The following is a 21,775-nucleotide window of genomic DNA, read 5'->3' on the forward strand; positions in this document are numbered from 1 at the left end:
CTCACGCCGCCGAAACGCCCGCCTCGGCGAACGTCGCCATCTCGGCATGCACGGCCAGCGCGGCTCGAATCAGCAATGTTGCGGTCGCAGCGCCGCTGCCCTCGCCCAGCCGCATCCCGAGCGAGAGCAACGGGTCGAGGCCCATTCGCTCAAGCAGAAGACGGTGCCCCGGCTCGGCCGAGACATGTCCGGCAAGGCAGTGCGCCAGAATGTCCGGACACGCCGCCGCCAATGTCGCGACCGCCGCACAGCAGATGAACCCATCGAGCATCACCGGCACGCCCGCCTGCCGTGCCGCGACCACCGCCCCCGCGATCGCCGCTAACTCGCGTCCGCCGAGCCGCCGCAAAATCTCGAACGGCGTGCTCAGCGCGTCCCGGTGCAGCGTGACCCCAGCCTCGACGACCGCGATCTTCCGCGCGATGCCGTCATCGTCGACCCCGGTTCCCGGCCCCACCCAGTCGCTCGCCGACCCGCCGAAGCTCGCCAGGCACAGCGCCGCGGCGGTCGTCGAATTGCCGATCCCCATCTCGCCGAGCACCACCAAGTCCGGCGCGTCCGAGACGGCAGCCGCGCCCGCGTTCAACGCGGCAAGGCACTCGTCCTCCGACATCGCAGGCGCTTGCGTGAAATCCGCCGTCGGCCGGTCGAGCTCGAGCGACACGATCTTCAGATCGAGGCCAGCCGCACGTGACAGCGCGTTGATCGCCGCGCCACCATGCTCGAAATTGGCCACCATCTGCGCGGTGACGGAAGCCGGAAACGCGCTGACGCCGCGCGCGACGATGCCGTGATTGCCCGCGAACACCACCGCGCTGCCACGATCGAGCCGAGGCAGCGGGTTGCCCTGCCAGCCGGCCATGAACACCGCGATATCCTCCAGCAGCCCTAGCGACCCAGGGGCTTGGTCAGTTCGCCTTGCCGGGCGATCGCCGCGGATCGCGCCGCCGCGTCCGCCTGCGGCAAGCCGCGCAAGGCCGCCAGAAACCCGGCGGGCGTCGCGAACGCGGTCATTCGACGACGAAGCCTTCGGGCGGCGTGCGGGTGATGAAATGTCCCTTCACGCCCTGCGGCCATTGCTTGAACGGCACCTGCCCGAACGCGCTCTCGCCGTAGAGCCTCGCGTAATCGAGGATCGCGCGCGCGGCGTCTTCGGTCGGTTCGAACCGGCCGAGCACATAGCCGACCTTGGCGGGTGCGCGCAGGTGGATCGTGCAGAAATCCTGGCATGCGAATAGGCAGGGCATCTCCTGCACCGCGACGTCGGCATAGGCCGGGTCGCTCTGCTGCACCGTCTTCAGCGCCTGCACGAGCCGCGCGCCGCCGCGCTGGCCCTGCTCGTCGTCGCGCGCATCGGCCGAATGGCGGCACGTGTTGCACGCGACCACCGCGACGCCGTCCTCGGCGGGCTTCAGCATGTCCGTTCCCGAACGGTCGCAGCATTATGTAGATTTGGCATAGGAACCCCTTCGGACAGTCGATCCCGCACTGCACGAAGGGCGAGAGGCGCACGCCTCCAGCCTCCGCGCGACGCGAAGCGATGTCGTCGCTCGGGGTGTTACCCGTCCGTTCGGCGCACCCTGGCCGGACGAAAGACGACCGCGACGGGCAGGTCTCCTGGCTCGCGGGTCAACGCCGTCCGCGCCGCCTTCTCGGGAGTATCCCAATGGCATGAGGCACGATGGCTCGCCGCGTACAGTTGCAGGGGCAGCCGGGTGTTTCCCGTTCCCATTTTCATTTCCCTACGCGTGAGCGTCGGGGGAACCTGTCGCGGGGGGATCGATAGGCGGGAGGAAGACACGGCGCAAGACACGGCTACGTCGGTTAGAAGTCCGCCAGCCATCCCCACGCGCTCCCGTCATCCTGACGAAAGTCAGGATCCAGGGTAACGGGCGGTGGCCTTCGTGGCTCTGGATCCTGACTTTCGTCAGGATGACGGACGGTGGCTGTTTTGGGCCGCAGAGTACGGAGCCGCCTAGAACTCCACGCCCGCCTGCGCCTTAACGCCCGACCGGAACGGGTGCTTCACCTGCGTCATCTCGGTTACCAGGTCCGCCGCCTCGATCAGCGCGTCGGGCGCGTTCCGCCCGGTCACCACGACATGCGTCATCTCAGGCTTCGCCGCCAACACCGCCAGCACCTCGTCGACCGGCAGATACTCATACCGCAGCACGATGTTCAGTTCGTCAGCCACCACCATCGCATAGGACGGATCCGCGATCATCCGCTTGACCTCGTCCCACGCCTCGCGCGCCACTGCGATATCGCGCGCACGATCCTGCGTATCCCAGGTGAACCCCTCCCCCATCGGCTTGAACTCGCACAGGTCCGGGAACGCATCGAAGATTGCCTTCTCGCCGGTTGCCATCGCGCCCTTGACGAACTGTACCACGCCGACCTTGCGCCCATGGCCGATCATCCGCACCGCCATGCCGAACGCGGCGGTCGACTTGCCCTTGCCCTTGCCGGTGTGGACGATGATCAGCCCCTTCTCGATCGTCTTGCTCGCGACGATCTTATCATGGACCTCTTTCCGCTTGGCGCTCCTGGCATTCTGCTCGTCGTCGGTCCGCATGATCATGTCCTCTCGCGCTCGCGCTCTGTACTGCCGATGGCGGATCACGCCGCGCGGCGCTAGAGGACCGAGCATGCTCCGCATCACCGACCTCAAGCTGCCGCTCAACCATGCCGACGAAGCGCTCCCCGCCGCGATCCGCGATCGCCTGCGCGTAACCCCGCGCGACCTGATCCGCTACACGATCGCGAGGCGCGCGCACGATGCGCGCGACAAGATGGACATCCAGCTCGTCTATTCGGTCGACGTCACGCTGAAGAACGAGGACACCGTCCTCACGCGCTTCCGCAAGGATCGCCACGTCCAGCGCACCCCCGACACGGGGTATCGCTTCGTCACCAAGGGCGGCCCGAGCTACACCGGCCCCCGCCCGGTGGTCGTCGGCGCGGGGCCCTGCGGCCTATTCGCGGGCCTGATCCTCGCGCAGATGGGGTTCCGCCCAATCATCCTCGACCGCGGCAAGGTCGTCCGCGAGCGCACCAAGGACACCTGGGGCCTCTGGCGCAAGAGCGTCCTCAATCCCGAATCCAACGTCCAGTTCGGCGAAGGCGGCGCCGGCACCTTCTCCGACGGCAAGCTCTGGAGCCAGATCAAGGACCCGCGCCATCTCGGCCGGAAAGTCCTGACCGAATTCGTGAAGGCCGGCGCGCCGCCCGAGATCCTCACCGAAGCGCACCCGCACATCGGCACCTTCCGCCTCGTCACGATGGTCGAGAGCATGCGCGAGACGATCGAGGCGCTCGGCGGCGAATACCGCTTCTCGACGCGCGTCGACGGTCTCGACATCGTCGAGGACGCCGGCACGCGCCAGCTCCGCGGGCTCCACCTGAGCACCGGCGACTATCTCGAAGCCAACCACGTCGTCTTCGCGGTCGGGCACAGCGCGCGGGACACATTCGAGATGCTGCATGCCAAGGGTGTCCACGTCGAGGCGAAGCCGTTCTCGATCGGTGTCCGCATCGAGCATCCGCAGTCGTGGATCGACGAAGCCCGGTTCGGGCCGTGCGCGGGCCATCCGGATCTCGGGGCGGCGGCGTACAGCCTGTCGCACCACTGCAAGAACGGTCGGACCGTCTATAGCTTCTGCATGTGCCCGGGCGGCACCGTCGTCGCAGCGACTTCGGAGGAGGGCCGCGTCGCCACCAATGGCATGAGCCAATATTCGCGCAACGAACGCAACGCGAACTCGGGGATCGTCATCGGCATCGACCCCGAGCGCGATTATCCCGGCCACCCGCTGGCGGGGATCGAACTGCAACGCCACTGGGAATCGCGCGCCTATGTCGCCGGCGGCTCGAACTACAAGGCGCCTGCGCAACGCATTGGCGACCTGCTCGCAGGGCGTGCGTCGACCGCGCTGGGCTCGGTGATCCCGTCGTACAAACCGGGCGTGCATATGACGGATTTGTCGGAATGCCTGCCGGAGTTCGCGATCACTGCGTTGCGCGAGGCATTGCCGGCGTTCGGCCGCGAGATTCCTGGCTATGATCATCCCGATGCGGTGTTGACGGGGGTGGAGACGCGGACCTCGTCGCCGGTTCGGATTACGCGCGGTGATAATTTCGTGAGCCTCAACACCGCGGGATTGTTTCCGGCAGGCGAAGGCGCCGGCTATGCAGGGGGCATCCTTTCCGCCGCAGTTGACGGGATCAAGGTCGCGGAAGCGGTAGCGCTCAGCCTGACTGCGTGACCCTCCGTCCTGTAAGTAAAGCTTGTTTCCCCGCGAAGGCGGGGATTCAGTCTGGGCTCCCGCCTTCGCGGGAGGACAAGGAAGGACGTGGTACCGTACGACCATCGTCGGCACGTGTTCGAAGGGGATAGGCGCCGAAACTAGTCTGGGGTGACGGATACATCACTTCTTCCGATCAGGCCCCGTCTCGATCAACCACGCCCGAGGCAACCCCGTCGGCTTCGCCACCCCGTCGAGCCGGCGCGCACTCACCAGCGCCACGCGCTTCAGGATCATCTGGTCCTTGAACGCGTCCATCCCGCCCCCAGTGGGCTTGGCGAGAATGCGCTTCACCACGTCCATTCCCGCGACGACGTGTCCGAACGCCGCATAGCCAGGATAGCCCGCGCGGGCGTCCATCGCCGGTGCCGGACCGATCGTGATGAAAAATTCCCGCCAGCCGACGCCGGCGTCATCCCGCGCGCCATCGAGATCGTCGCGTCGAGATGCTTGATCCCGGTCATCGCAGTAGTCTCGAGCGGAAATGGCGGAAGTATCCGCCGCGCGTCGGTGCGGATGCCCGCCTGGATAAAGCCGAGCTTCGGCGCGGATTTCTGGCGGCTTGCGCGGTAGAAGTCGGTGCCATCGAACCGGCCGTCATCGACATACGCGAGGAAATTCGCGGTCGTCTTCGGCGCGTGGCGCGCGTCGAGCGCCAGCAGGATTGGCCCCTCCGACGTGACGATGCGGACGCGTACGATGCCGGGTTTCGGTCCTACGCGGTTCGGCTTTTGCGCAGATCCCGCCGTAGCGAGCGCCGCAACGGCCATTAGCCCCATCATCACACGCCGCATGTTCGCCTACTCACGCCTTTACCGATGAAGGTCGGCTAGCGGTCGGGGTCGGGCGAAGCAAGCGAGGGTGATCAACGGTATGGTTGGATCGACGGTCGTTGCCGCGCTGAGCACCACCACCCCGGCGCAGGCCGGGGCCCAATTGGGGGACGGCAATAACAAAGGATCGCCCGCCATTACTGCCGCTTTGCCGATTGGGCCCCGGCCTCCGCCGGGATGGTAGTACACGCGGCTGAACCGACGCAAACAAAGCCTACCCCTCTTCAAACATACCGCGGGATAGGCCCCCATTGCGGCGTCTGGTTGGGCAGGTCGACCATCGACTCGTCCACGAAACACCAGCCCCAGCCCTCCGGTGGGTCATAACCCTCGATGATCGGATGCCGCGTCGCATGAAAGTGCGCGGTCGCGTGGCGGCGTGGCGAGTCGTCGCAGCAGCCGACATGCCCGCATGCCCGACACAGCCGCAGATGGACCCATTCACTGCCGATCCGAAGGCAATCCTCGCACCCCTTGGCGCTCGGCGTGACCGACCGGATCGTCTCCATATGCGTGCAGCCGTAACTCATGACGCCTCCCGTTCGGCCATGTCGGCCAGCGCGACATGAACCTGCGCGACCACCGCCGCCCCCTCGCCGACCGCCGCCGCGACGCGCTTGGTCGAGCCAGCGCGCACGTCGCCGATCGCGAACACGCGCGCGCGGCTCGTCTGTAACGCAAGCGCAGCCTTGCCCGTGACGATGAACCCCTTGTCGTCGGTATCGACGCATCCTTGCAGCCATCCGGCATTAGGATCGGCGCCGATGAACAGGAACAGGTGACGCATCGCGCACTGTTTGGTCGAGCCGTCTGTTTGGCGGAACATTGCCCCCGTGAGCCCGGTCGCGCGGTCGCCTTCGAGACCGATAATCTCGGTGCCGACATGCAGGGTGATGTTGGGCAGCGCCGCGATCCGGTCGATCAGGTATTTCGACATCGTCGCCGCCAGCGGTCGTCGCACGATCAGGTGCAGATGTTTCACGCGAGGCGCGAGAAATACCACCGCCTGCCCGGCCGAGTTGCCGCCGCCGACCAGCGCGACATCCTCGCCTTCGCACAATCGCGCTTCGATCGGCGACGCCCAATAGGACACGCCCGCGCCCTCGAACATCGCCAGATCGGGAATGTCGGGGCGGCGATAGCGGGCGCCCGAGGCCACGATCACGGTCCGCGACCGGACCCGCGTGTCATCCGGCAGCGCGAGCACCAGCGGATCGTCCGCCGGCCGCGCGTCATCGCAGTCGAGCCGCGCGACCTCCAGCGGCACCGCGATCTCCGCGCCGAACTTCAGCGCCTGGTTGAATGCCCGACCCGCCAGCGCCTGCCCTGAGATGCCGGTCGGAAACCCCAGATAATTCTCGATCCGCGCGGACGCCCCCGCCTGCCCGCCAATCGCGCGCTCGTCGAGCACGACCACCGACAGTCCCTCAGACGCGGCATACACCGCCGCCGCCAGCCCCGCCGGCCCCGCGCCGACGATCGCAACGTCATACACCACGTCTGGATCGAGATCGGGCGTGATCCCCAGGCACGCGGCAACCTCGACATCCGACGGTCGCTTGAGGACTTTCCCGTTCGGACAGACCACCAGCGGCAGATCGGCGCGCAACACGCCGATCCGCTCGACCAGCGCACGCCCTTCCTCGTCCGACGCCGCATCGAGCACGATGTTGGGATAGCCCGACCGGGTGAGGAAACCCTGCAACCGAACGATATCGGGGCTGCCCGGCACGCCGACGATCACCGTGCCGCCACTGCCCTGCTCGATCAGTCCGACCCGGCGCAGGATCAACGCGCGCATCACGACTTCGCCGACATCCGCCGAGCCGACCATCAACGCGCGCAAATGCGCCGGATCGAACGGCAAAGCGGTGCAGCCATCGGCGCCGGCGCGCCCCCGCGATCGACGGGCGTCCGGCGAGCTGGTTCACCTCGCCGGTGATCTGGCCGACTCCGTGCGAGGTGATCGGTGCCTCGTGCGTCAGCCCGTCGCGGCGGATGACCTTGATCGATCCCGCCAGCACCAGCCATGCAGGCGCGCCCTGTTCGCCGATCGCATAGACCTGCTCGCCCGCTGCGAATTTTCGCGCGGGGCCGCTCGCGAACCGCTTGGCCGTCTCGATCTGGTCGGCGTCGAGCACCGGAAACATCTGGTGCTCGCGCGAGGCGACGCTGCCGGTCGTGGTCATCGAGGCTCCACCGGTTCGAGACCGAGCAGCAGTGTCGGGATCAACTCAGATACGGTCGGATGGATCGGCACCGCCCAGCGCAACGCCGACACCGGCTGATCTGCGTTCATCACGTCGAGGATACCGTGGATCGCCTCATCGCCGCCCGTTCCGAGTATCGCCGCACCAAGGATCCGCTGCGTCTCCGCATCCGCCACGATCTTCATGAAGCCCTTGGTCTCGCCCTTCTCGATCGCGCGACCGACCCGCGTCATCGGCCGCTTCGAAATGAGGATCTTTCGACCAGTCTTCTCCGCCTCGGTCTGCGTCATACCGATGCGACCAAGCGGCGGGTCGATATAGAGCGCATAGCCGACCAGCCGCTGGCTCAAGCTCCGCTCGTCGCCATCGAGCAGGTTCGCGGCGACGATCTCAAAATCATTATAGGCGGTGTGCGTAAACGCGCCCCGCCCATTACAATCACCGAGCGCCCATACGCCCGGCACGTTCGTCTGGAGCAGATCGTCGACGATTACGTGGCCCTTAGCATCCGTCATGACCCCGGCAAGCTCGAGCCCGAGATCATCGGTGTTGGGCCGCCGTCCGACTGCCAGCAGCACATGGCTACCGACCACTTGCGGATCGCCCGCCTGGCAGTCGACCGATACCGCGACGCCGTCTGCATGCTGCGAGAACGCGATGCATTCGGCGCCCGTTCGTACGGCGACTCCCTCGTCTTCCAGGATCGCGCGCACGGCCTCCGACACGTCGGCATCCTCGTGTCCGATCAACCGCTCGCCCCGCTCGACCACGGTCACCGCAGCACCGAACCGTCGATACATCTGCGCGAACTCAAGCCCGACATAGCTTCCGCCGACGATGACCAAATGCTTGGGTACGGCCTCCAGCGCGACCATGTCGGTGTTGTCCAGATGGGGGACGTCGCTTACGCCCGGCATATCAGGCACGCTCGCGCGTCCGCCGACGTTGAGAAAAATCCGCGGTGCGTTCAGTTCCTCCCCGTCGACCATGATCGTACCAGGGCCGGTAAAGCGCGCATGACCGCGCAACAAGGTCAGCCCGGCCATGCCGTCCAACCAGGCTTCGTTACGCGAACGCGCATCCATCACGATGGCACGCGCGCGCGCCGCTATCGCCGGCATATCGATGCCGACTTCGCCGGTCCGCACGCCGAACTCCGCGGCCCGACGAGCCAGATGGGCGGCATAGGCGCTTGCAACCAGCGCCTTGGTCGGCATGCACCCGGTATTGACGCAGGTACCTCCGACCAACTTGCGCTCGATCAGTGCCACCGTCATCCCGGCCTCGGTCAAACGCCCCGCGAGCGGCGGTCCCGCCTGACCGGCGCCCACGATGATCGCGTCGAACCGCCGCATCACAACAGCGCGACGACCAGCACAGCCAGGCCGATCGCCAGCGCATCCTCAACCAACGCGGCGGGACGATCGCTGCCGAATGATGCCGCCAGCCGCGCGCGCAATCTCGCACCGCCCAGCGTCCCGAGGACGGCGCCGATCACGCCGAGCACCAGTCCAAAAAGCGGCGCCCCCAAGGCATAACCGATCGCCGCGCCCGAAATTCCGCCCGTGACGATCCGTGCGCCGAACTGCGCCGGTACCGTCCGGCTTGGCGTCGAGGGCAGTTGATCGGTGACGAGTTCGGCGGCTGCGAGAAACGATATTATCCAAGGCGTGAACCGCCACCCGAGAAAGGCCAGCCATGTTCCCTGCAGAGGCACCAACCCGGTTGATGCTGCCCAGGCGATCGCGGCCGGCGCCATCATCGCGCGCAACCCGGCGACGATACCGATAACGAGAGCGAGAACTAGCATGGCCGCCTCCTGCAGAATTCCTTGAACAGACGCTTTCACGCCCGCTTCGAGCGGTCAATCGTCGATCGGTTTCAGCCCGCAATCCGATCGGGTATAGATGAGGCAGAGTTTAAGCAGGGGTCAGAGCGACAGAGGCAGGACCGGTCCGGAAACCCTTGCCGTGGCGACACAAATCCCAAAGCTCCGTGATTCAGACCATGAGCAGCGACACCGAGCGACTATCGCCAGTATATCACCGGAGAAGGGTCCATTTCGGGTGCGTAACGATACAAAGCCATCGCGAGGTCCGGTATCGTCTTATGATTCGGCATCGAGGGCGAGGAGGGCGAACGTCGCCAGCCAGTGTTCACCCATATAATCGTCGGCAAGATGCGGCAGCGCCTCGGCGAGGTGATCGTCCGCCACCAACCACGCCCGCTTCGGGTCGGGTAGTGCCTTGGCAATCGACCGCCACCCCCATGCGCGTGACAAATTCACGCCGTCGAGATGTGCGAGCCTTCCATCCGAGCGATCACTGACGATCGCCGGCGTCCGCAGGCATGTGGTTGCCGCGCCGAACGGATCGGGCATGAATGCGGTCAGCCACGCCGTGAAGTCGGCACCGAGCACCTCGCGCATCAGCACCGCTTCGCACAACGTCGCGGACAAGAAATCCTCACCGCTTGGCTCCCACGGTTGGCACGCGCGATCCGCCCCGAACCAATCGCGCGCACGCGTTTCGATCAACGCCACGAGCGCCGCGTCATGCGTACGCGCCCAGCGTAGCGCGTGGACCAGCGCAAATGCCGTGCAGTCATGCTTGCCGCTGCGTACCGGATAAATAAGCTTCGGCAGATACTCGGCGAACCGGGCGGCGAATGCGCGTGCGAGCGGCGCGAGCGCGGCCGCCCAGGAATGATCGGTCCGAAGCGCCAGTTCGTCATGCAACGCGAGCAACCAGCCCCAGCCATAAGGGCGCTCAAAACTTCCCGTCGTCGGCCTTGCCAGATAGGCGAGTTCGCCTGCCGCCAACGCCGGCACGAGCATCCGGTCCGCCAGCGCCTCGATCGCCACCGCCTCGGGCATGGCCGGGTACAGGCGTGCGAGCCGCATCACCTGCCACCAGCCGTGTACGCAACTATGCCAGTCGAAACTGCCGTGAAAGATCGGATGCAGCGTCTTGGGCAAGGCAAGGTCGCCGGGACCACCCAGCGTCTGGTCGAGTTTGTACGGCCATTCGCGGGTCAGATGCCCCAGTGTCAGCGTCGCGAACCGCGCCGCCGTCGCCTGATCGATGCCGTGTGTCATTCGTCTCTCCCAAACCCGCCGCCGCCGGGCGTTCTCGATGACGAATACGTCGCCAGCTTTCATGTCGACCTTGGCGGTGGAGCCGCGCGGCTCGACGCTGCCATCCGCGCGCTCGACGGTCGCCGAGCCCAGCCCGCCGCTTGCACCGCCCGCCATGCCGAATGGCGCGACGCGGCGGCGATTGGCGAGGATGCAGGCGGTCATGTCTTCGAGGAAGCGCACGCGCCGCGTTGCCCCGTCGCCGCCGTGATGCGCGCCTGCCCCGCCCGAGCCGCGGCGGATCGAGAATTCTTCCAGCAGCACGGGGAAACGCGTTTCGAAGATTTCCGGATCGGTCAGCCGGCTGTTGGTCATGTGCGTCTGGATCACCGACGCGCCGTCGAAGCCTGGGCCCGCGCCCGCGCCGCCAGCGATCGTCTCGTAATATTGGTGCACGGCGTTGCCGAAGGTGAAGTTGTTCATCGTCCCCTGGCTCGCCGCCATCGCGCCGAGCGCGCCGAACAGCGCGTCGGTGACGACCTGGCTGGTCTCGACGTTGCCCGCGACGACGGCGGCCGGATAGCGCGGGTTGAGCATCGAGCCTTCGGGCACGCGGATCGTCACGCCGCGCAGGCAGCCGTCGTTGAGCGGTACCGCCTCGTCGATCAGCGCGCGGACGACGTAGAGCACGGCCGCGCGGACGATCGAGACGGGAGCGTTGAAGTTGGTCGGGCGCTGTTCACTGGTGCCGGCGAAGTCGACCTCCATCGTCGCGGCATCGCGATCGACGCGGACCGCCACGCGAACGACGGCGCCGTCGTCCATCTCGTAGGCGAACGCGCCGTCGTCGAGCGTTGCGATCAGGCGGCGGACGGCGGCGTCGGCGTTGGCCTGGACGTGCTCCATATACGCAGCGACGACGTCGGTGCCGTACTCGTCAGCCAGGCGCGTGAGACCGGTCGCGCCGCGCGTACAGGCAGCCAACTGCGCGGCGAGATCGGCGATGTTCTGGTCGATGTTGCGCGCGGGATGGGCGCCGCTCGCGAATACAGCGCGCAGTTCTGCTTCGAGGAAGCGCCCTTCGTCGACCACCAGCACGTCGTCGAGCAGCACGCCCTCTTCCTCGACCGAGCGGCTTTCGGGCGGCATCGATCCTGGGGTGATGCCGCCGACGTCCGCGTGATGGCCGCGGGCGGCTACGAAGAACGCGGGTGCATCGCCGTCATCCGCGAAAACCGGCATGATGACGGTGATATCAGGCAGGTGCGTACCGCCACGATACGGCGCGTTGAGCGCGTAGGCGTCGCCGCGGCGGATACCGCGGCCGTCTGCGCCGCCGCCTCGTGCGTCGATGATCGTGCGGATGCTTTCGCCCATCGAGCCCAGATGGACCGGGATGTGCGGGGCGTTGGCGACAAGGTTGCCGTGCGCGTCGAACAGCGCGCAGCTGAAGTCGAGCCGCTCGCGGATGTTGACCGACGCCGCGGAGCGCTGGAGGGCGGCGCCCATCTCCTCGGCGATGCTCATGAACAGACCGGCGAAGATCGCCAGCCGGACCGGATCGGATTCGGTGCCGATGCTCGCGCCGACACGGGGGCCGATGCGGTCGAGGATCAGATTGCCGATCGGATCGACGCGCGCGCGCCAGCCGGGCTCAACGATGGTGGTCGAGACGCTGTCGAGGATCAGCGCGGGGCCGTCGATGGCGTGTCCGGCAGGGAGGCCTTCACGCGCAAGCACCGGTGTGTCGTGCCATGCACCGGCCATATAGACGGGGGCGACGGACAGCGGCGCGGCTGGCTCTTCGGGAAAGGCGACCAGTGCGGCATCGAACGGCGGGCTCGCGGCGATCGCCTCGGCGACGATCCGGTCGGCGATCAGCGGCGCTTCGCTGGCGAAACCGAACTGGGCGATGTGTGCGGCATCGAACGCGGCGATCATCGCTGCCGGGTCGGCGAGATCGAGTTCGATCGTGTGGTCGGTCTGGCCTCGGCGGAGATGCACGCGGCGTTCGATCCGGACCTCGTCCGCCGTGACGCCCTGCGCGACCAGTGCTTCACGGGCAGCCTCCGCTAGCTCGTCCAACGCAGCGGCGATCTCAGCGTAATTCGCGAACGCAGCACCCGAGGTCGCCTCGCGGAGCACGCGGCGATCGGCCAGCCCCATGCCGTACGCCGACAGCACGCCGGCGAGCGGATGGATCATCACCCGGTCCATCGCCAGCGCATCGGCAACAAGGCACGCATGTTGCCCCCGGCTCCACCGAAGCACGCCAGCGTATAACGCGTCACGTCGTGCCCCCGCGCGACGGAAATCGTCCGGATCGCGTTCGCCATGTTCGCCACCGCGACCGCGACGAACCCTTCGGCGGCGACCTGCGGATCGAGCGTCAACTCCGCGAACCGGGCGACCACCGCTTCGGCATCGAGAAGTTGGTTGCCTGCCGGTCCGAACAGCGCAGGGAAGAATTCGGGGCGCACTTTCCCCAGCATCACGTTGCAGTCTGTCACGGTCAGCGGCCCGCCGCGGCGGTAACACGCCGGCCCCGGCACCGCGCCTGCGCTCTCGGGGCCGACGATCAACCGGTCGCCATCGAACCGGCAGATCGAGCCGCCGCCTGCCGCGACGGTGTGGATCCGCAGCATCGGCGCCCGGATGCGGGCGCCGGCGATCAGCGTCTCGGTGTCGCGTTCGTACGTCCCGGCGTAGTGCGACACATCGGTCGAGGTGCCGCCCATGTCGAAACCGATGATCTGTTCGAAGCCCGCCTCGCGCGCGGTCGCGGCCATGCCGACGATGCCGCCCGCCGGACCCGACAAGATCGCGTCCTTGCCGCGAAAGCCTGCGCCGTCGACCAGCCCGCCCGACGACTGCATGAACAGCGCGCCCTGCCCCAACGCGTCGCTCAAGCCTGCGACATAGCGATCGACGACCGGCGACAGATACGCGTCGACGACGGTCGTATCGCCGCGCCCGATCAGCTTGATCAATGGCGCGACGCGGTGGCTGACCGAAATTTGGGTGTAGCCGATCTCGGCCGCGACTACCGCCAGCGCCTCCTCGTGCGCGGTGAAGCGATAGCCGTGCACAAGAACAATCGCGACCGCGCGCAGCCCGCTCTCGAACGCTGCTTGCAAGCCCGCGCACGCCGCATCGACGTCGAGCGGCCGGAGCACTTCGCCCTCCGCGCCGACCCGCTCATCGATCTCCACGACATGCGCGAACAGCGGTGGCGGACGGTTCACGTCGCGCGCGAAAATGTCAGACCGCTCCTGGTGGCCGATCAACAGCGCATCGCCGAACCCGCGGGTGATCGCGAGACACGTCGGTTCGCCCTTGCGCTCCAGCAGCGCGTTGGTCGCCACCGTCGTGCCGATCCGCAGTTCCAGCGGCACGTCCGCCCCGTCGGTCAGCCGCCGAATCGCCTCGACCGCCGCGTCGTCATAGCGCTCGGGATCTTCCGACAACAGCTTGGCGGTGACGATCCGCCCGTCGGGCTGCCGCGCGACGACGTCGGTGAACGTGCCGCCGCGATCGATCCAGAACTGCCATGTGGTCATCGGTTACTCAGCCCAGAAATTGCGTCATCCGCGCCGCTGCCCCGGTCCACGCGACCCCGCGATCGTCGAGCCACGCGTCATCGTAATAGGTGCAGCCATAGCGGTCGCCGCCATCGCACAACAGCGTGACGATGCTGCCCGTTTCACCCGCCGCCGCCATCTCCTCGACGATCTGCGCGCACGCCCAGAGGTTGGTCCCGGTCGAGCCGCCGACGCGCCGGCCGAGCCGGTCGGACAGCGCGCGCATCGCACCGATGCTATCGGCGTCCTCGACCGCGATCATCCGGTCGATGACGCTCGGCACGAAGCTCGGCTCGACGCGAGGCCGCCCGATCCCCTCGATCCGCGACGCGCACCCCTCGGGCAACGCGACCACCGAGCGGTCCTCGAAATGCCGGTGGAACACCGAGTGCACCGGGTCCGCGACGCACAATTTGGTGTCGTGCCGGCAGTATCGGATGAACCGCCCGATCGTCGCCGACGTGCCCCCCGTCCCCGCGCCGCAGACGATCCAGGACGGGCACGGATGCTCCTCCTCGGCCATCTGCGCGAAGATGCTCTCGGCGATGTTGTTGTTGCCGCGCCAGTCGGTCGCGCGCTCGGCATAGGTGAACTGGTCGAGATAATGCCCGCCGGTTTCGGCCGCGAGCCGGTGCGAGACCGCGTAGACGGTGCGCGGATCGTCGACCATGTGGATCTCGCCGCCGTGAAAGCGGATCGCGTCGAGCTTGGGTTTGGCAGTTGTCGCGGGCACCACCGCGATGAAGCGCAGCCCCAGCATCCTGGCGAAATACGCCTCCGACACCGCGGTCGATCCCGACGAGGATTCGATCACCGTCGTCTCCGGCCCGATCCATTCGTTGCATAGCGCGTACAGGAACAGCGACCGCGCGAGTCGGTGCTTGAGGCTGCCGGTCGGATGCGAGCTCTCGTCCTTCAGGTACAGCACGATACCGGGGTACCGCGGCATATCGACGCGGATCAGGTGCGTGTCGGCGGACCGGTTATAGTCCGCCTCGATCCGCCGCACCGCCTCCGACAACCAGCGTCGGTCGACGCGCTTCGTCACCCTTGCAGCCCGTGACGGACCAGCATCGCGGTCGGCTCGGGGTCACGCCCCGGAACGCGCGGAAGCTCTCCGCCGCCGGCCGCGTCGCCCCGCGCGCGAGCACTTCCTCCCGGAACCGGTCGCCGGTCTTGCGATCGACGAGGCCAGCCTCCGCAAATGCCTCGAAGCCGTCCGCCGCCAGCAACTCGGCATAGAGATAGCTATAATAGCCCGACGCATAGCCGCCCGCGAAAATGTGGCTGAACGCGTGCGGGAAGCGGTGCCATGCGGGCGGGCGGATCACCGCCACCTCGTCGCGCACCGCCTCGATCACCTCGATCGGATCGCTGCCCATCGTGCCGAGATGCAGCAGCAGGTCGAACAGCGCGAACTCGACCTGGCGCAGGATGAACATCCCCGCCTGGAAATGCCGCGCCTTCACCATCCGCTCGAACAGGTCAGCGGGGAGTTTCTCGCCGGTCTTGTAGTGGCCGGACATGCCGGTCAGCACGTCCTTGTCCCAGGCGAAATCCTCCATCAGCTGGCTCGGCAGCTCGATCGCGTCCCATTCGAAGCCATTGGTGCCGGCGATGCTCGGCCGGTTCACCTTGGTGAAGAGCAGGTGGATGCAGTGCCCGGTCTCGTGCAGCAGCGTGGTCACGTCGTTGTGGCTCAGCAGCGACGGCGTCTCGCCACCATCCGGCGCGAAGTTGCAGACGAGATACGCGACCGGCACCGTCACGGTATTGCCGTCGTGCAACCGCGCCCGCGCCTGCGCCATCCACGCGCCGCCACGCTTGCCGGTGCGTGCGTGGAGGTCGAGATACAGCCCGGCGAACACCGTCCCGCTCTCGTCCACCACGTCGAAGAACCGCGCGTCCTCGTGATACAGCGACACGTCGTCGCGCTCGACCAGCTTGATCCCGAACAGCCGCCGCATCAGCGTCTGCCAACCCTCCATCACCCGCTCGACCGGGAAATACGCCTTCACCACCTGCGCATCGACCGCATAGCGATCCTGCCGCAACCGGTTCGACACGAAGCCCGCATCCCACGGCTCGAAATCGGCGATCCCGAGCTGCTCGGCGGCAAACGTCTTCAGTTCGGCCAGGTCGCGCTCGGCCGCCGGCTTCGCCCGACGCGCCAGATCGCGCAGGAACGCGATCACCTCGGCTCCATTGGGGGCCATCTTGGTCTCCAGCGACCACGCGACCGGATCGGTGAAGCCGAGCAGCTTGGCGCCCTCATGCCGCAGTTCGAGGATCCGCGCGATCCGCGCGCTGTTGTCGAACTCGCCCGCGTTCGGTCCCTGGTCCGACGCGCGCGTCGCGAACGCGCGGTACATGCGCGCGCGCAACTCGCGGTTCTCGGCGAAGGTCAGCAACGCGTTGACGCTCGGCTGTTGCAGGGTGACCAACCAGCCGGCCTGCCCCTTCGCCTTGGCCGCATCCGCGAACATCGCCTTGTCCGCGTCGGAGATCCCCGCGAGATCCGCCTCGTCCGTCACCAGCTCCGACCACGCGTCGGTCGCGTCGAGCACTGCGCTGCCGAACTCGTTCGACAACCCCGACAGCTCGACCGAAATCTCGCTGAACCGGTCGCGCGCCTCGGGTTCCAGCGCCACGCCCGACAGCGTAAAGTCGCGGATCGCCTGCTCCACCGCGACCCGGTCCTCGGTCGCCAGGTTGGCAAACTCGGGCGATACGCTCAACGCCACGAACACCTCGTACAGATCGCGGTTCTGCCCGACCTTCATGTCGTTCTCGACGAGCCGCTTCTGCCCTTCCGAATACGCCGCGCGCAGTTCGGGCGTGTCCGCGACGCCGTGCAGATGCGACACCGCCGACCAGATCGCGCCGATCTCGGTATTTGCGCGCTCGTACGGCAGCCACGCCCCCGCGAAATCGGCCGGCCGCGCAGTGGTCAGCGCCTCGACCATCGCCTCATGCCGCGCGATCGCCTCGTCGAGCGCAGGCGCGATCTGGTCGGGCGACAGCTCGGCGAAACGGGGCAGCGACAGCGTATCGAGAAGCGGGTTCGTCGGGGCAGTCATGGGAAATCCTTCAGCATTCGACGACGTTGACGGCCAGGCCACCAAGCGACGTCTCCTTATATTGCGAGCGCATGTCCTCACCGGTCTGGCGCATCGTCTCGATCACCGCATCGAGGCTGACGATATGGCGACCGTCCCCCCGCAGCGCCAGATACGCGGCGTTGATCGCCTTGATCGCACCCATCGTGTTGCGCTCGATGCAGGGGATCTGGACCAAGCCGCCGATTGGATCGCAGGTGAGGCCGAGATTATGCTCCATGCCGATCTCGGCGGCATTCTCGATCTGTTCGTTGGTCCCGCCGAGCGCCGCGACCAGCGCGCCCGCCGCCATCGAGCACGCGACGCCGACCTCACCCTGGCACCCCATCTCCGCCGCGGAGATCGACGCGCGCTTCTTGTACAGAAACCCGATCGCCGCCGCGGTCAGCAGGAAATCATGCGCGCCCTTCGGCGTCGGATCCTTGGTAAACGTCTCGTAGAAACGCAGCACCGCCGGCAACACGCCCGCCGCGCCGTTGGTCGGCGCGGTAACGACGCGGCCCCCGCGGCGTTCTCCTCGTTCACCGCGAGCGCATACAGGCTGACCCACTCGAACACCGCGGACGGATCCGCCGCGGTATCGCGCGCCTGCAACCCCTCGAACAACGCCTTCGCGCGACGCGGCACCTTAAGCCCTCCCGGCAGTATGCCGCCCTGCCGACACCCGCGATCGATCGACGCGAACATGGCCGCGCGGACGGCATCGAGGAACGCATCGGTCTCGCTCTCCGGCCGCCACGCGATCTCGTTCTCGCGGACGATGTCGGCGATCGTCATCCCCGTCGCGTCGCCCGTCGCAAGCAACTCCGCCCCCGACGAGAACGGCCGCGGCAACAGGATGTTCGCCTTGACCGGCCCCGAGCCCGCCTCGACGATCGCCCCGCCACCGATCGAGAAATAGGTCCGCTCGACGCTGCGCCCGTCCCCAAACGAGGCGGTGAAGGTCACCGCATTGGGATGCCCCGGCAGGAAGGTCTGCGCATGGAACAGCAGATGCTGGCTCTCCTCGAACCCGATCTCGACCCGCTCGGCCAGCATAAGCCGCCCGCTCGACCGGATCGCCGCGAGGCGCACCGGGATCAGGTCGGGATCGATCGTCTCGGGCTGCGCGCCACTCAGGCCCAACATAACCGCACTGTCGGTCGCATGCCCGCGCCCGGTCAGCGCCAGCGAACCATACAGGTCGACGCGCACCGCCACCGGCTGCTCGTCCGCGACCAGATCGGCAAACAGCCACGCCGCACGCATTGGCCCGACGGTATGCGAACTCGACGGCCCGATCCCGATCGTGAACAGATCGAGGATGCTGATCGCCTGGTGGCAATCCGGGCGAGCGCGCGTCTGTTCGTCTTGGCGATCGCGAGTGAGTGGCTCCATCCGAGCGCTCCTATCGTCTTGGTTGCACGGAGGAAAGCAGCGAGCGCGCAACCGCCTCTCTTGCCCGTACGGCCGTGCCGACAATTGCCGCCCGACAATAGGTTTCGCCTCACCGCACCGATCCGATTGCACCCCTCGCACCCTTCGCCTATAGGCGCGGCCTATTCCGGCCTCGGCTTCGCGGTGTATATCGCGTAGGCTGGGGCCGCTCGATTTTCATCGCTCGATTTCCAGGGGACCGCGCATGGCTCGCCGCCGCCAGATCTACGAAGGCAAGGCCAAGATCCTCTACGAGGGTCCCGAGCCAGGCACGCTGATCCAGTATTTCAAGGACGACGCGACCGCGTTCAATGCCCAGAAAAAGGGCACGATCAACGGCAAGGGCGTGCTCAACAACCGGATTTCCGAGCACATCTTTACGCTGCTCGATCATATCGGCGTGCCGACGCACTTCATCCGCCGGCTCAACATGCGCGAGCAGCTGATCCGGCAAGTCGAGATCGTCCCGATCGAAGTCGTCGTGCGCAACGTCGCAGCGGGCTCGATCTCGACGCGGCTCGGGATCGAGGAGGGCACCAAGCTGCCCCGCACGATCATCGAATATTACTACAAGGACGATGCGCTCGGCGACCCGATGATCTCCGACGAACACATCGCCGCGTTCGGCTGGGCGAGCCAGGAGGAAATGCACGACATCGCCGACCTCGCGATCCGCGTGAACGATTTCCTGTGCGGGCTGTTCGCCGGCGTCGGCATCCGCCTCGTCGACTTCAAGCTCGAATTCGGCCGCATCTTCGACAACGACTTCGGCCGCATCATTCTTGCTGACGAGATCAGCCCCGATGGCTGCCGTCTGTGGGACATGGAAACCAACGAGAAGATGGACAAGGACCGCTTCCGTCGCGATCTCGGCGGCGAAGTCGAGGCCTATCAAGAGGTTGCACGCCGTCTTGGCCTGTTGCCCGAGGGTGGCGACAATTCGGTCCTCGACCTCGAAAAGCATCGCAAGAACCGGGGCAAGTAAATGAAACTCAAGGTTTTCGTGACATTGAAGCCCGGCGTGCTCGATCCGCAGGGCCGGGCGATCCACCACGCACTCGGCAGCCTCGGCTTCGAGGGCGTCCAGGACGTCCGCCAGGGCAAGCTGATCGAGTTGGAAGTCGCCGACGATACCGACGACGCGACGATCGACGGCATGTGCCGCAAGCTGCTCGCCAACACGGTGATCGAGAACTATCGGGTCGAGCGCGCATGAAGACCGCCGTCATCGTCTTTCCGGGCTCCAACTGCGACCGCGACATCGCCGTCGCGCTGGAGGCGGTGACCGGCGTCAAGCCGCTCATGGTCTGGCACGGTGATGCGGACTTGCCGGCGGATGTTGGCCTGGTCGCGGTACCTGGCGGCTTCTCCTACGGCGATTACCTTCGCTCGGGCGCGATCGCGGCACGGTCGCCGATCATGCGCGCGGTCGTCGAGCAGGCAGGCAAGGGTCTGCCCGTGCTCGGCATCTGCAACGGCTTCCAGGTGCTGACCGAAGCAGGTCTCCTCCCGGGTGCGCTGATGCGCAACGAGGGCCTGAACTTCGTATGTCGCGATGTCGCTCTGACCGTGGAGACCGGCAGCTCGACCTTCACGTCAGGCTATACGGCCGGCGAACGCGTGTCCTTCCCAGTCGCGCATCACGACGGCAACTACTTCGCCGACACCGAGACGCTGGACCGCCTCGAAGGCGAAGACCGCGTCGCGTTCCGTTATGCGGAGAGCGTCAACGGCTCGGCACGCAACATCGCCGGGTTGTTGAACGACAAGGGCAACGTGCTCGGCATGATGCCGCATCCGGAGCGTCGCATCGAAGCGGCGCACGGCGGCACCGATGGCCGGCGTCTGTTCGAAGGTCTGCTGGAGGCGGTCAGCGCCTGACCACTACCCGTTCCCCCGCGAAAGCGGGGTCCAGGATACCACCCTCAGCGCCTGTAACCCTGGACTCCCGCCTTCGCGGGAGAACAGGAAGGCGGGATAAGCCCTCAAACCCGAGTCCGGAACGGCGAGAAGTCCGTCCCCCGGTCGTACACATCCACCCCTTCGCGCCGCTTCAGCCACCCCACCGCCACATACGTCAGCGGCGTCAGCAGCACCTCCCATGACACCTTCAGCAAGAACTGGCTGACCATCACCATCAGCATCGCCTCGACGGGCCAGTCCGGTGCGCCATAAAACGCGAGCGGGTAGAAGATCAGGCTGTCGAACGCCTGCCCGACCACGGTGCTGCCGATCGTCCGGGTCCACAGCATCCGCCCTTGCGTCCAGATCTTCATCCGCGCGAGCACGAAGCTGTTTGCGAATTCGCCGACCCAGAACGCGCAGATCGACGCGAACACGATCCGCGGCACTTGACCGAAGACGGACTCGTACGCCGCCTGCCCCGTCCACCCCTTGTCGGGCGGCAAGGCGACGACCACCGCCGACATGAACACCATGAACAACATCGCGCCAAACCCTGCCCAGATACAGCGGCGCGCCCGCGCGTACCCGTACACCTCGGTCAGGACGTCGCCGATCACATAGCTGACCGGGAAGAAGAGTATGCCCGCGCCGAACGGCCATGCGCCGATGAACGGCAGGTCGATCACCGCACGCTTACCCGCGCCAATCACGTTCGACAGCAGCAGGATCGTGACGAACGCCGCCATCACGAAATCGAAATAGCGAAAGTGCGTGCCGCCGACCGCATTCGCGTCGACCGGTTCGAGCCCCCGCTCGCGCGCATTCCCAATGCCCGTTCCATTTTCCATTCGCGCGTTATGATCGAGGTTCCAAGCCCGCACAATCCGGGCTAGTCGTCGCCGTAGCGCGCGCCCGTAGCTCAGCTGGATAGAGCAAGGAGCTTCTACCTCCTCGGTCGGGGGTTCGAACCCCTCCGGGCGCGCCAATCGCCTTTCGCAAGTTGGCACGATGGTCTGCGGGACTGTCCAAAACACCCTATGGTCTAGTCCTTCCCGATCACGCGCTGCGTGTCAGGCCGGGTATAAAGGCGCAACATTGCGATGGATGCCAAGCGTGACGCTAGACGAGACCAACTACACCCAATCCGTCGGCGAGGGTGACAAGCCCTATTTCTCGAGCCGCGCGCAGTGGCACGAACATCGTGCGCAAATGGCCACCGACGACAGTACGCGATCGATCCATTTGCGCTTTGCGAAGCTGTATCACGCCCGTGCATTGTCCTGAGCTGGTACATTCCGCTTAGGAAATTCGTTAGAAATACCAGGAACCTA

At 66.6% G+C, this 21,775-nt stretch carries 15 protein-coding genes, 1 tRNA gene, 5 pseudogenes and 1 riboswitch; of the genes and pseudogenes, 6 read left to right on the plus strand and 15 right to left on the minus strand.

Going from position 1 to position 21,775, the window contains the following annotated elements; all coding sequences use genetic code 11:
- Window position 1: 1 nt before the first annotated feature.
- The 3 genes and pseudogenes from cobT to cobO all read right to left on the minus strand — a co-directional run bounded on the left by cobT (window position 2) and on the right by cobO (window position 2,581).
- Window positions 2-1,014, minus strand: a pseudogene (gene cobT / locus QP164_RS06115) (nicotinate-nucleotide--dimethylbenzimidazole phosphoribosyltransferase).
- Window positions 1,011-1,418 (minus strand): DUF1636 domain-containing protein, encoded by a 408-nt coding sequence (locus QP164_RS06120; RefSeq protein ID WP_333922536.1) that lies wholly within the window; start codon window positions 1,416-1,418, stop codon window positions 1,011-1,013. The pseudogene cobT and the gene QP164_RS06120 overlap by 4 nt, the downstream one beginning before the upstream one ends.
- Before the next feature lie 172 nt (window positions 1,419-1,590).
- A riboswitch (cobalamin riboswitch) is annotated at window positions 1,591-1,784 on the minus strand.
- A gap of 191 nt (window positions 1,785-1,975) precedes the next feature.
- Window positions 1,976-2,581 (minus strand): cob(I)yrinic acid a,c-diamide adenosyltransferase, encoded by a 606-nt coding sequence (gene cobO, locus QP164_RS06125; protein ID WP_333922537.1) that lies wholly within the window; start codon window positions 2,579-2,581, stop codon window positions 1,976-1,978.
- Between the two features lie 67 nt (window positions 2,582-2,648).
- Here cobO and QP164_RS06130 point away from each other — a divergent pair, with 67 nt between their 5' ends.
- Window positions 2,649-4,265 (plus strand): NAD(P)/FAD-dependent oxidoreductase, encoded by a 1,617-nt coding sequence (locus QP164_RS06130; RefSeq protein WP_333922538.1) that lies wholly within the window; start codon window positions 2,649-2,651, stop codon window positions 4,263-4,265.
- Between the two features lie 162 nt (window positions 4,266-4,427).
- Here the strand turns inward: QP164_RS06130 and QP164_RS19785 are convergent, their stop codons facing one another.
- The 11 genes and pseudogenes from QP164_RS19785 to QP164_RS06180 all read right to left on the minus strand — a co-directional run bounded on the left by QP164_RS19785 (window position 4,428) and on the right by QP164_RS06180 (window position 18,500).
- Entirely contained in the window at window positions 4,428-4,598 is a 171-nt protein-coding gene (locus QP164_RS19785; RefSeq protein ID WP_443027491.1) for a hypothetical protein, read from the minus strand.
- Window positions 4,599-5,098, minus strand: a pseudogene (locus tag QP164_RS06135) (peptidylprolyl isomerase); the annotation flags it as partial.
- A gap of 263 nt (window positions 5,099-5,361) precedes the next feature.
- Entirely contained in the window at window positions 5,362-5,667 is a 306-nt protein-coding gene (locus QP164_RS06140; protein ID WP_333922539.1) for a UBP-type zinc finger domain-containing protein, read from the minus strand.
- Window positions 5,664-7,326: pseudogene (locus QP164_RS06145) on the minus strand (FAD-dependent oxidoreductase). The gene QP164_RS06140 and the pseudogene QP164_RS06145 overlap by 4 nt, the downstream one beginning before the upstream one ends.
- Window positions 7,323-8,705: an FAD-containing oxidoreductase gene (locus tag QP164_RS06150; RefSeq protein WP_333922540.1), complete on the minus strand. Its 1,383-nt coding sequence runs from the start codon at window positions 8,703-8,705 to the stop codon at window positions 7,323-7,325. Before QP164_RS06150 ends, QP164_RS06145 begins: the two are co-directional and overlap by 4 nt.
- Window positions 8,702-9,157 carry a DUF4126 domain-containing protein gene (locus QP164_RS06155; protein WP_333922541.1) on the minus strand — a complete coding sequence of 152 codons (456 nt, stop codon included), beginning with the start codon at window positions 9,155-9,157 and terminating at the stop codon, window positions 8,702-8,704. Before QP164_RS06155 ends, QP164_RS06150 begins: the two co-directional genes overlap by 4 nt.
- A gap of 297 nt (window positions 9,158-9,454) precedes the next feature.
- Window positions 9,455-10,444, minus strand: a complete 990-nt coding sequence (locus QP164_RS06160; protein WP_333922542.1) for a DUF2891 domain-containing protein — start codon at window positions 10,442-10,444, stop codon at window positions 9,455-9,457.
- Window positions 10,441-13,983 (minus strand): annotated as a pseudogene (locus QP164_RS06165) (hydantoinase B/oxoprolinase family protein). The gene QP164_RS06160 and the pseudogene QP164_RS06165 overlap by 4 nt, the downstream one beginning before the upstream one ends.
- 7 nt (window positions 13,984-13,990) lie before the next feature.
- Window positions 13,991-15,052 carry a PLP-dependent cysteine synthase family protein gene (locus QP164_RS06170; protein ID WP_333922543.1) on the minus strand — a complete coding sequence of 354 codons (1,062 nt, stop codon included), beginning with the start codon at window positions 15,050-15,052 and terminating at the stop codon, window positions 13,991-13,993.
- A complete protein-coding gene (locus QP164_RS06175) occupies window positions 14,988-17,084 on the minus strand; it encodes a M3 family metallopeptidase (RefSeq protein ID WP_333922544.1) in 2,097 nt (698 codons plus the stop codon). Before QP164_RS06175 ends, QP164_RS06170 begins: the two co-directional genes overlap by 65 nt.
- Before the next feature lie 10 nt (window positions 17,085-17,094).
- Window positions 17,095-18,500: pseudogene (locus tag QP164_RS06180) on the minus strand (L-serine ammonia-lyase).
- A 244-nt stretch (window positions 18,501-18,744) separates the two neighbouring features.
- On the opposite strand from QP164_RS06180, the gene purC reads away from it, so the two are divergent.
- The 3 genes from purC to purQ are packed head-to-tail and all read left to right on the plus strand — an operon-like array spanning window position 18,745 to window position 20,420.
- Window positions 18,745-19,524: a phosphoribosylaminoimidazolesuccinocarboxamide synthase gene (purC, locus tag QP164_RS06185; RefSeq protein WP_055876188.1), complete on the plus strand. Its 780-nt coding sequence runs from the start codon at window positions 18,745-18,747 to the stop codon at window positions 19,522-19,524.
- Entirely contained in the window at window positions 19,525-19,755 is a 231-nt protein-coding gene (gene purS, locus QP164_RS06190; RefSeq protein WP_060527016.1) for a phosphoribosylformylglycinamidine synthase subunit PurS, read from the plus strand.
- Window positions 19,752-20,420, plus strand: coding sequence for a phosphoribosylformylglycinamidine synthase subunit PurQ (gene purQ, locus QP164_RS06195; protein WP_333922545.1), 669 nt, complete (start codon window positions 19,752-19,754; stop codon window positions 20,418-20,420). Before purS ends, purQ begins: the two co-directional genes overlap by 4 nt.
- A 104-nt stretch (window positions 20,421-20,524) precedes the next feature.
- On the opposite strand, the gene QP164_RS06200 is transcribed toward purQ, so the two are convergent.
- Window positions 20,525-21,292, minus strand: a complete 768-nt coding sequence (locus QP164_RS06200; protein WP_132897048.1) for a queuosine precursor transporter — start codon at window positions 21,290-21,292, stop codon at window positions 20,525-20,527.
- Between the two features lie 60 nt (window positions 21,293-21,352).
- Here QP164_RS06200 and QP164_RS06205 point away from each other — a divergent pair.
- Window positions 21,353-21,429, plus strand: a tRNA-Arg gene (locus QP164_RS06205).
- Window positions 21,430-21,557: 128 nt separating this feature from the next.
- On the plus strand, window positions 21,558-21,728 hold the full coding sequence (locus tag QP164_RS06210; RefSeq protein WP_333922546.1) for a hypothetical protein: 171 nt from the start codon (window positions 21,558-21,560) through the stop codon (window positions 21,726-21,728).
- Window positions 21,729-21,775 lie beyond the last annotated feature (47 nt).

Source organism: Sphingomonas sp. LR59, assembly GCF_036855945.1.
Lineage (GTDB): Bacteria > Pseudomonadota > Alphaproteobacteria > Sphingomonadales > Sphingomonadaceae > Sphingomonas.

Bases quoted from the DNA above. Each gene is read 5' to 3' on its own strand.
- QP164_RS06120 (WP_333922536.1), bottom strand. From the start codon at position 1,418: ATGCTGAAGCCCGCCGAGGACGGCGTCGCGGTGGTCGCGTGCAACACG.
- cobO (WP_333922537.1), bottom strand. From the start codon at position 2,581: ATGATCATGCGGACCGACGACGAGCAGAATGCCAGGAGCGCCAAGCGG.
- QP164_RS06130 (WP_333922538.1), top strand. From the start codon at position 2,649: ATGCTCCGCATCACCGACCTCAAGCTGCCGCTCAACCATGCCGACGAA.
- QP164_RS06140 (WP_333922539.1), bottom strand. From the start codon at position 5,667: ATGAGTTACGGCTGCACGCATATGGAGACGATCCGGTCGGTCACGCCG.
- QP164_RS06155 (WP_333922541.1), bottom strand. From the start codon at position 9,157: ATGCTAGTTCTCGCTCTCGTTATCGGTATCGTCGCCGGGTTGCGCGCG.
- QP164_RS06160 (WP_333922542.1), bottom strand. From the start codon at position 10,444: ATGACACACGGCATCGATCAGGCGACGGCGGCGCGGTTCGCGACGCTG.
- QP164_RS06175 (WP_333922544.1), bottom strand. From the start codon at position 17,084: ATGACTGCCCCGACGAACCCGCTTCTCGATACGCTGTCGCTGCCCCGT.
- purC (WP_055876188.1), top strand. From the start codon at position 18,745: ATGGCTCGCCGCCGCCAGATCTACGAAGGCAAGGCCAAGATCCTCTAC.
- purS (WP_060527016.1), top strand. From the start codon at position 19,525: ATGAAACTCAAGGTTTTCGTGACATTGAAGCCCGGCGTGCTCGATCCG.
- purQ (WP_333922545.1), top strand. From the start codon at position 19,752: ATGAAGACCGCCGTCATCGTCTTTCCGGGCTCCAACTGCGACCGCGAC.
- QP164_RS06200 (WP_132897048.1), bottom strand. From the start codon at position 21,292: ATGGAAAATGGAACGGGCATTGGGAATGCGCGCGAGCGGGGGCTCGAA.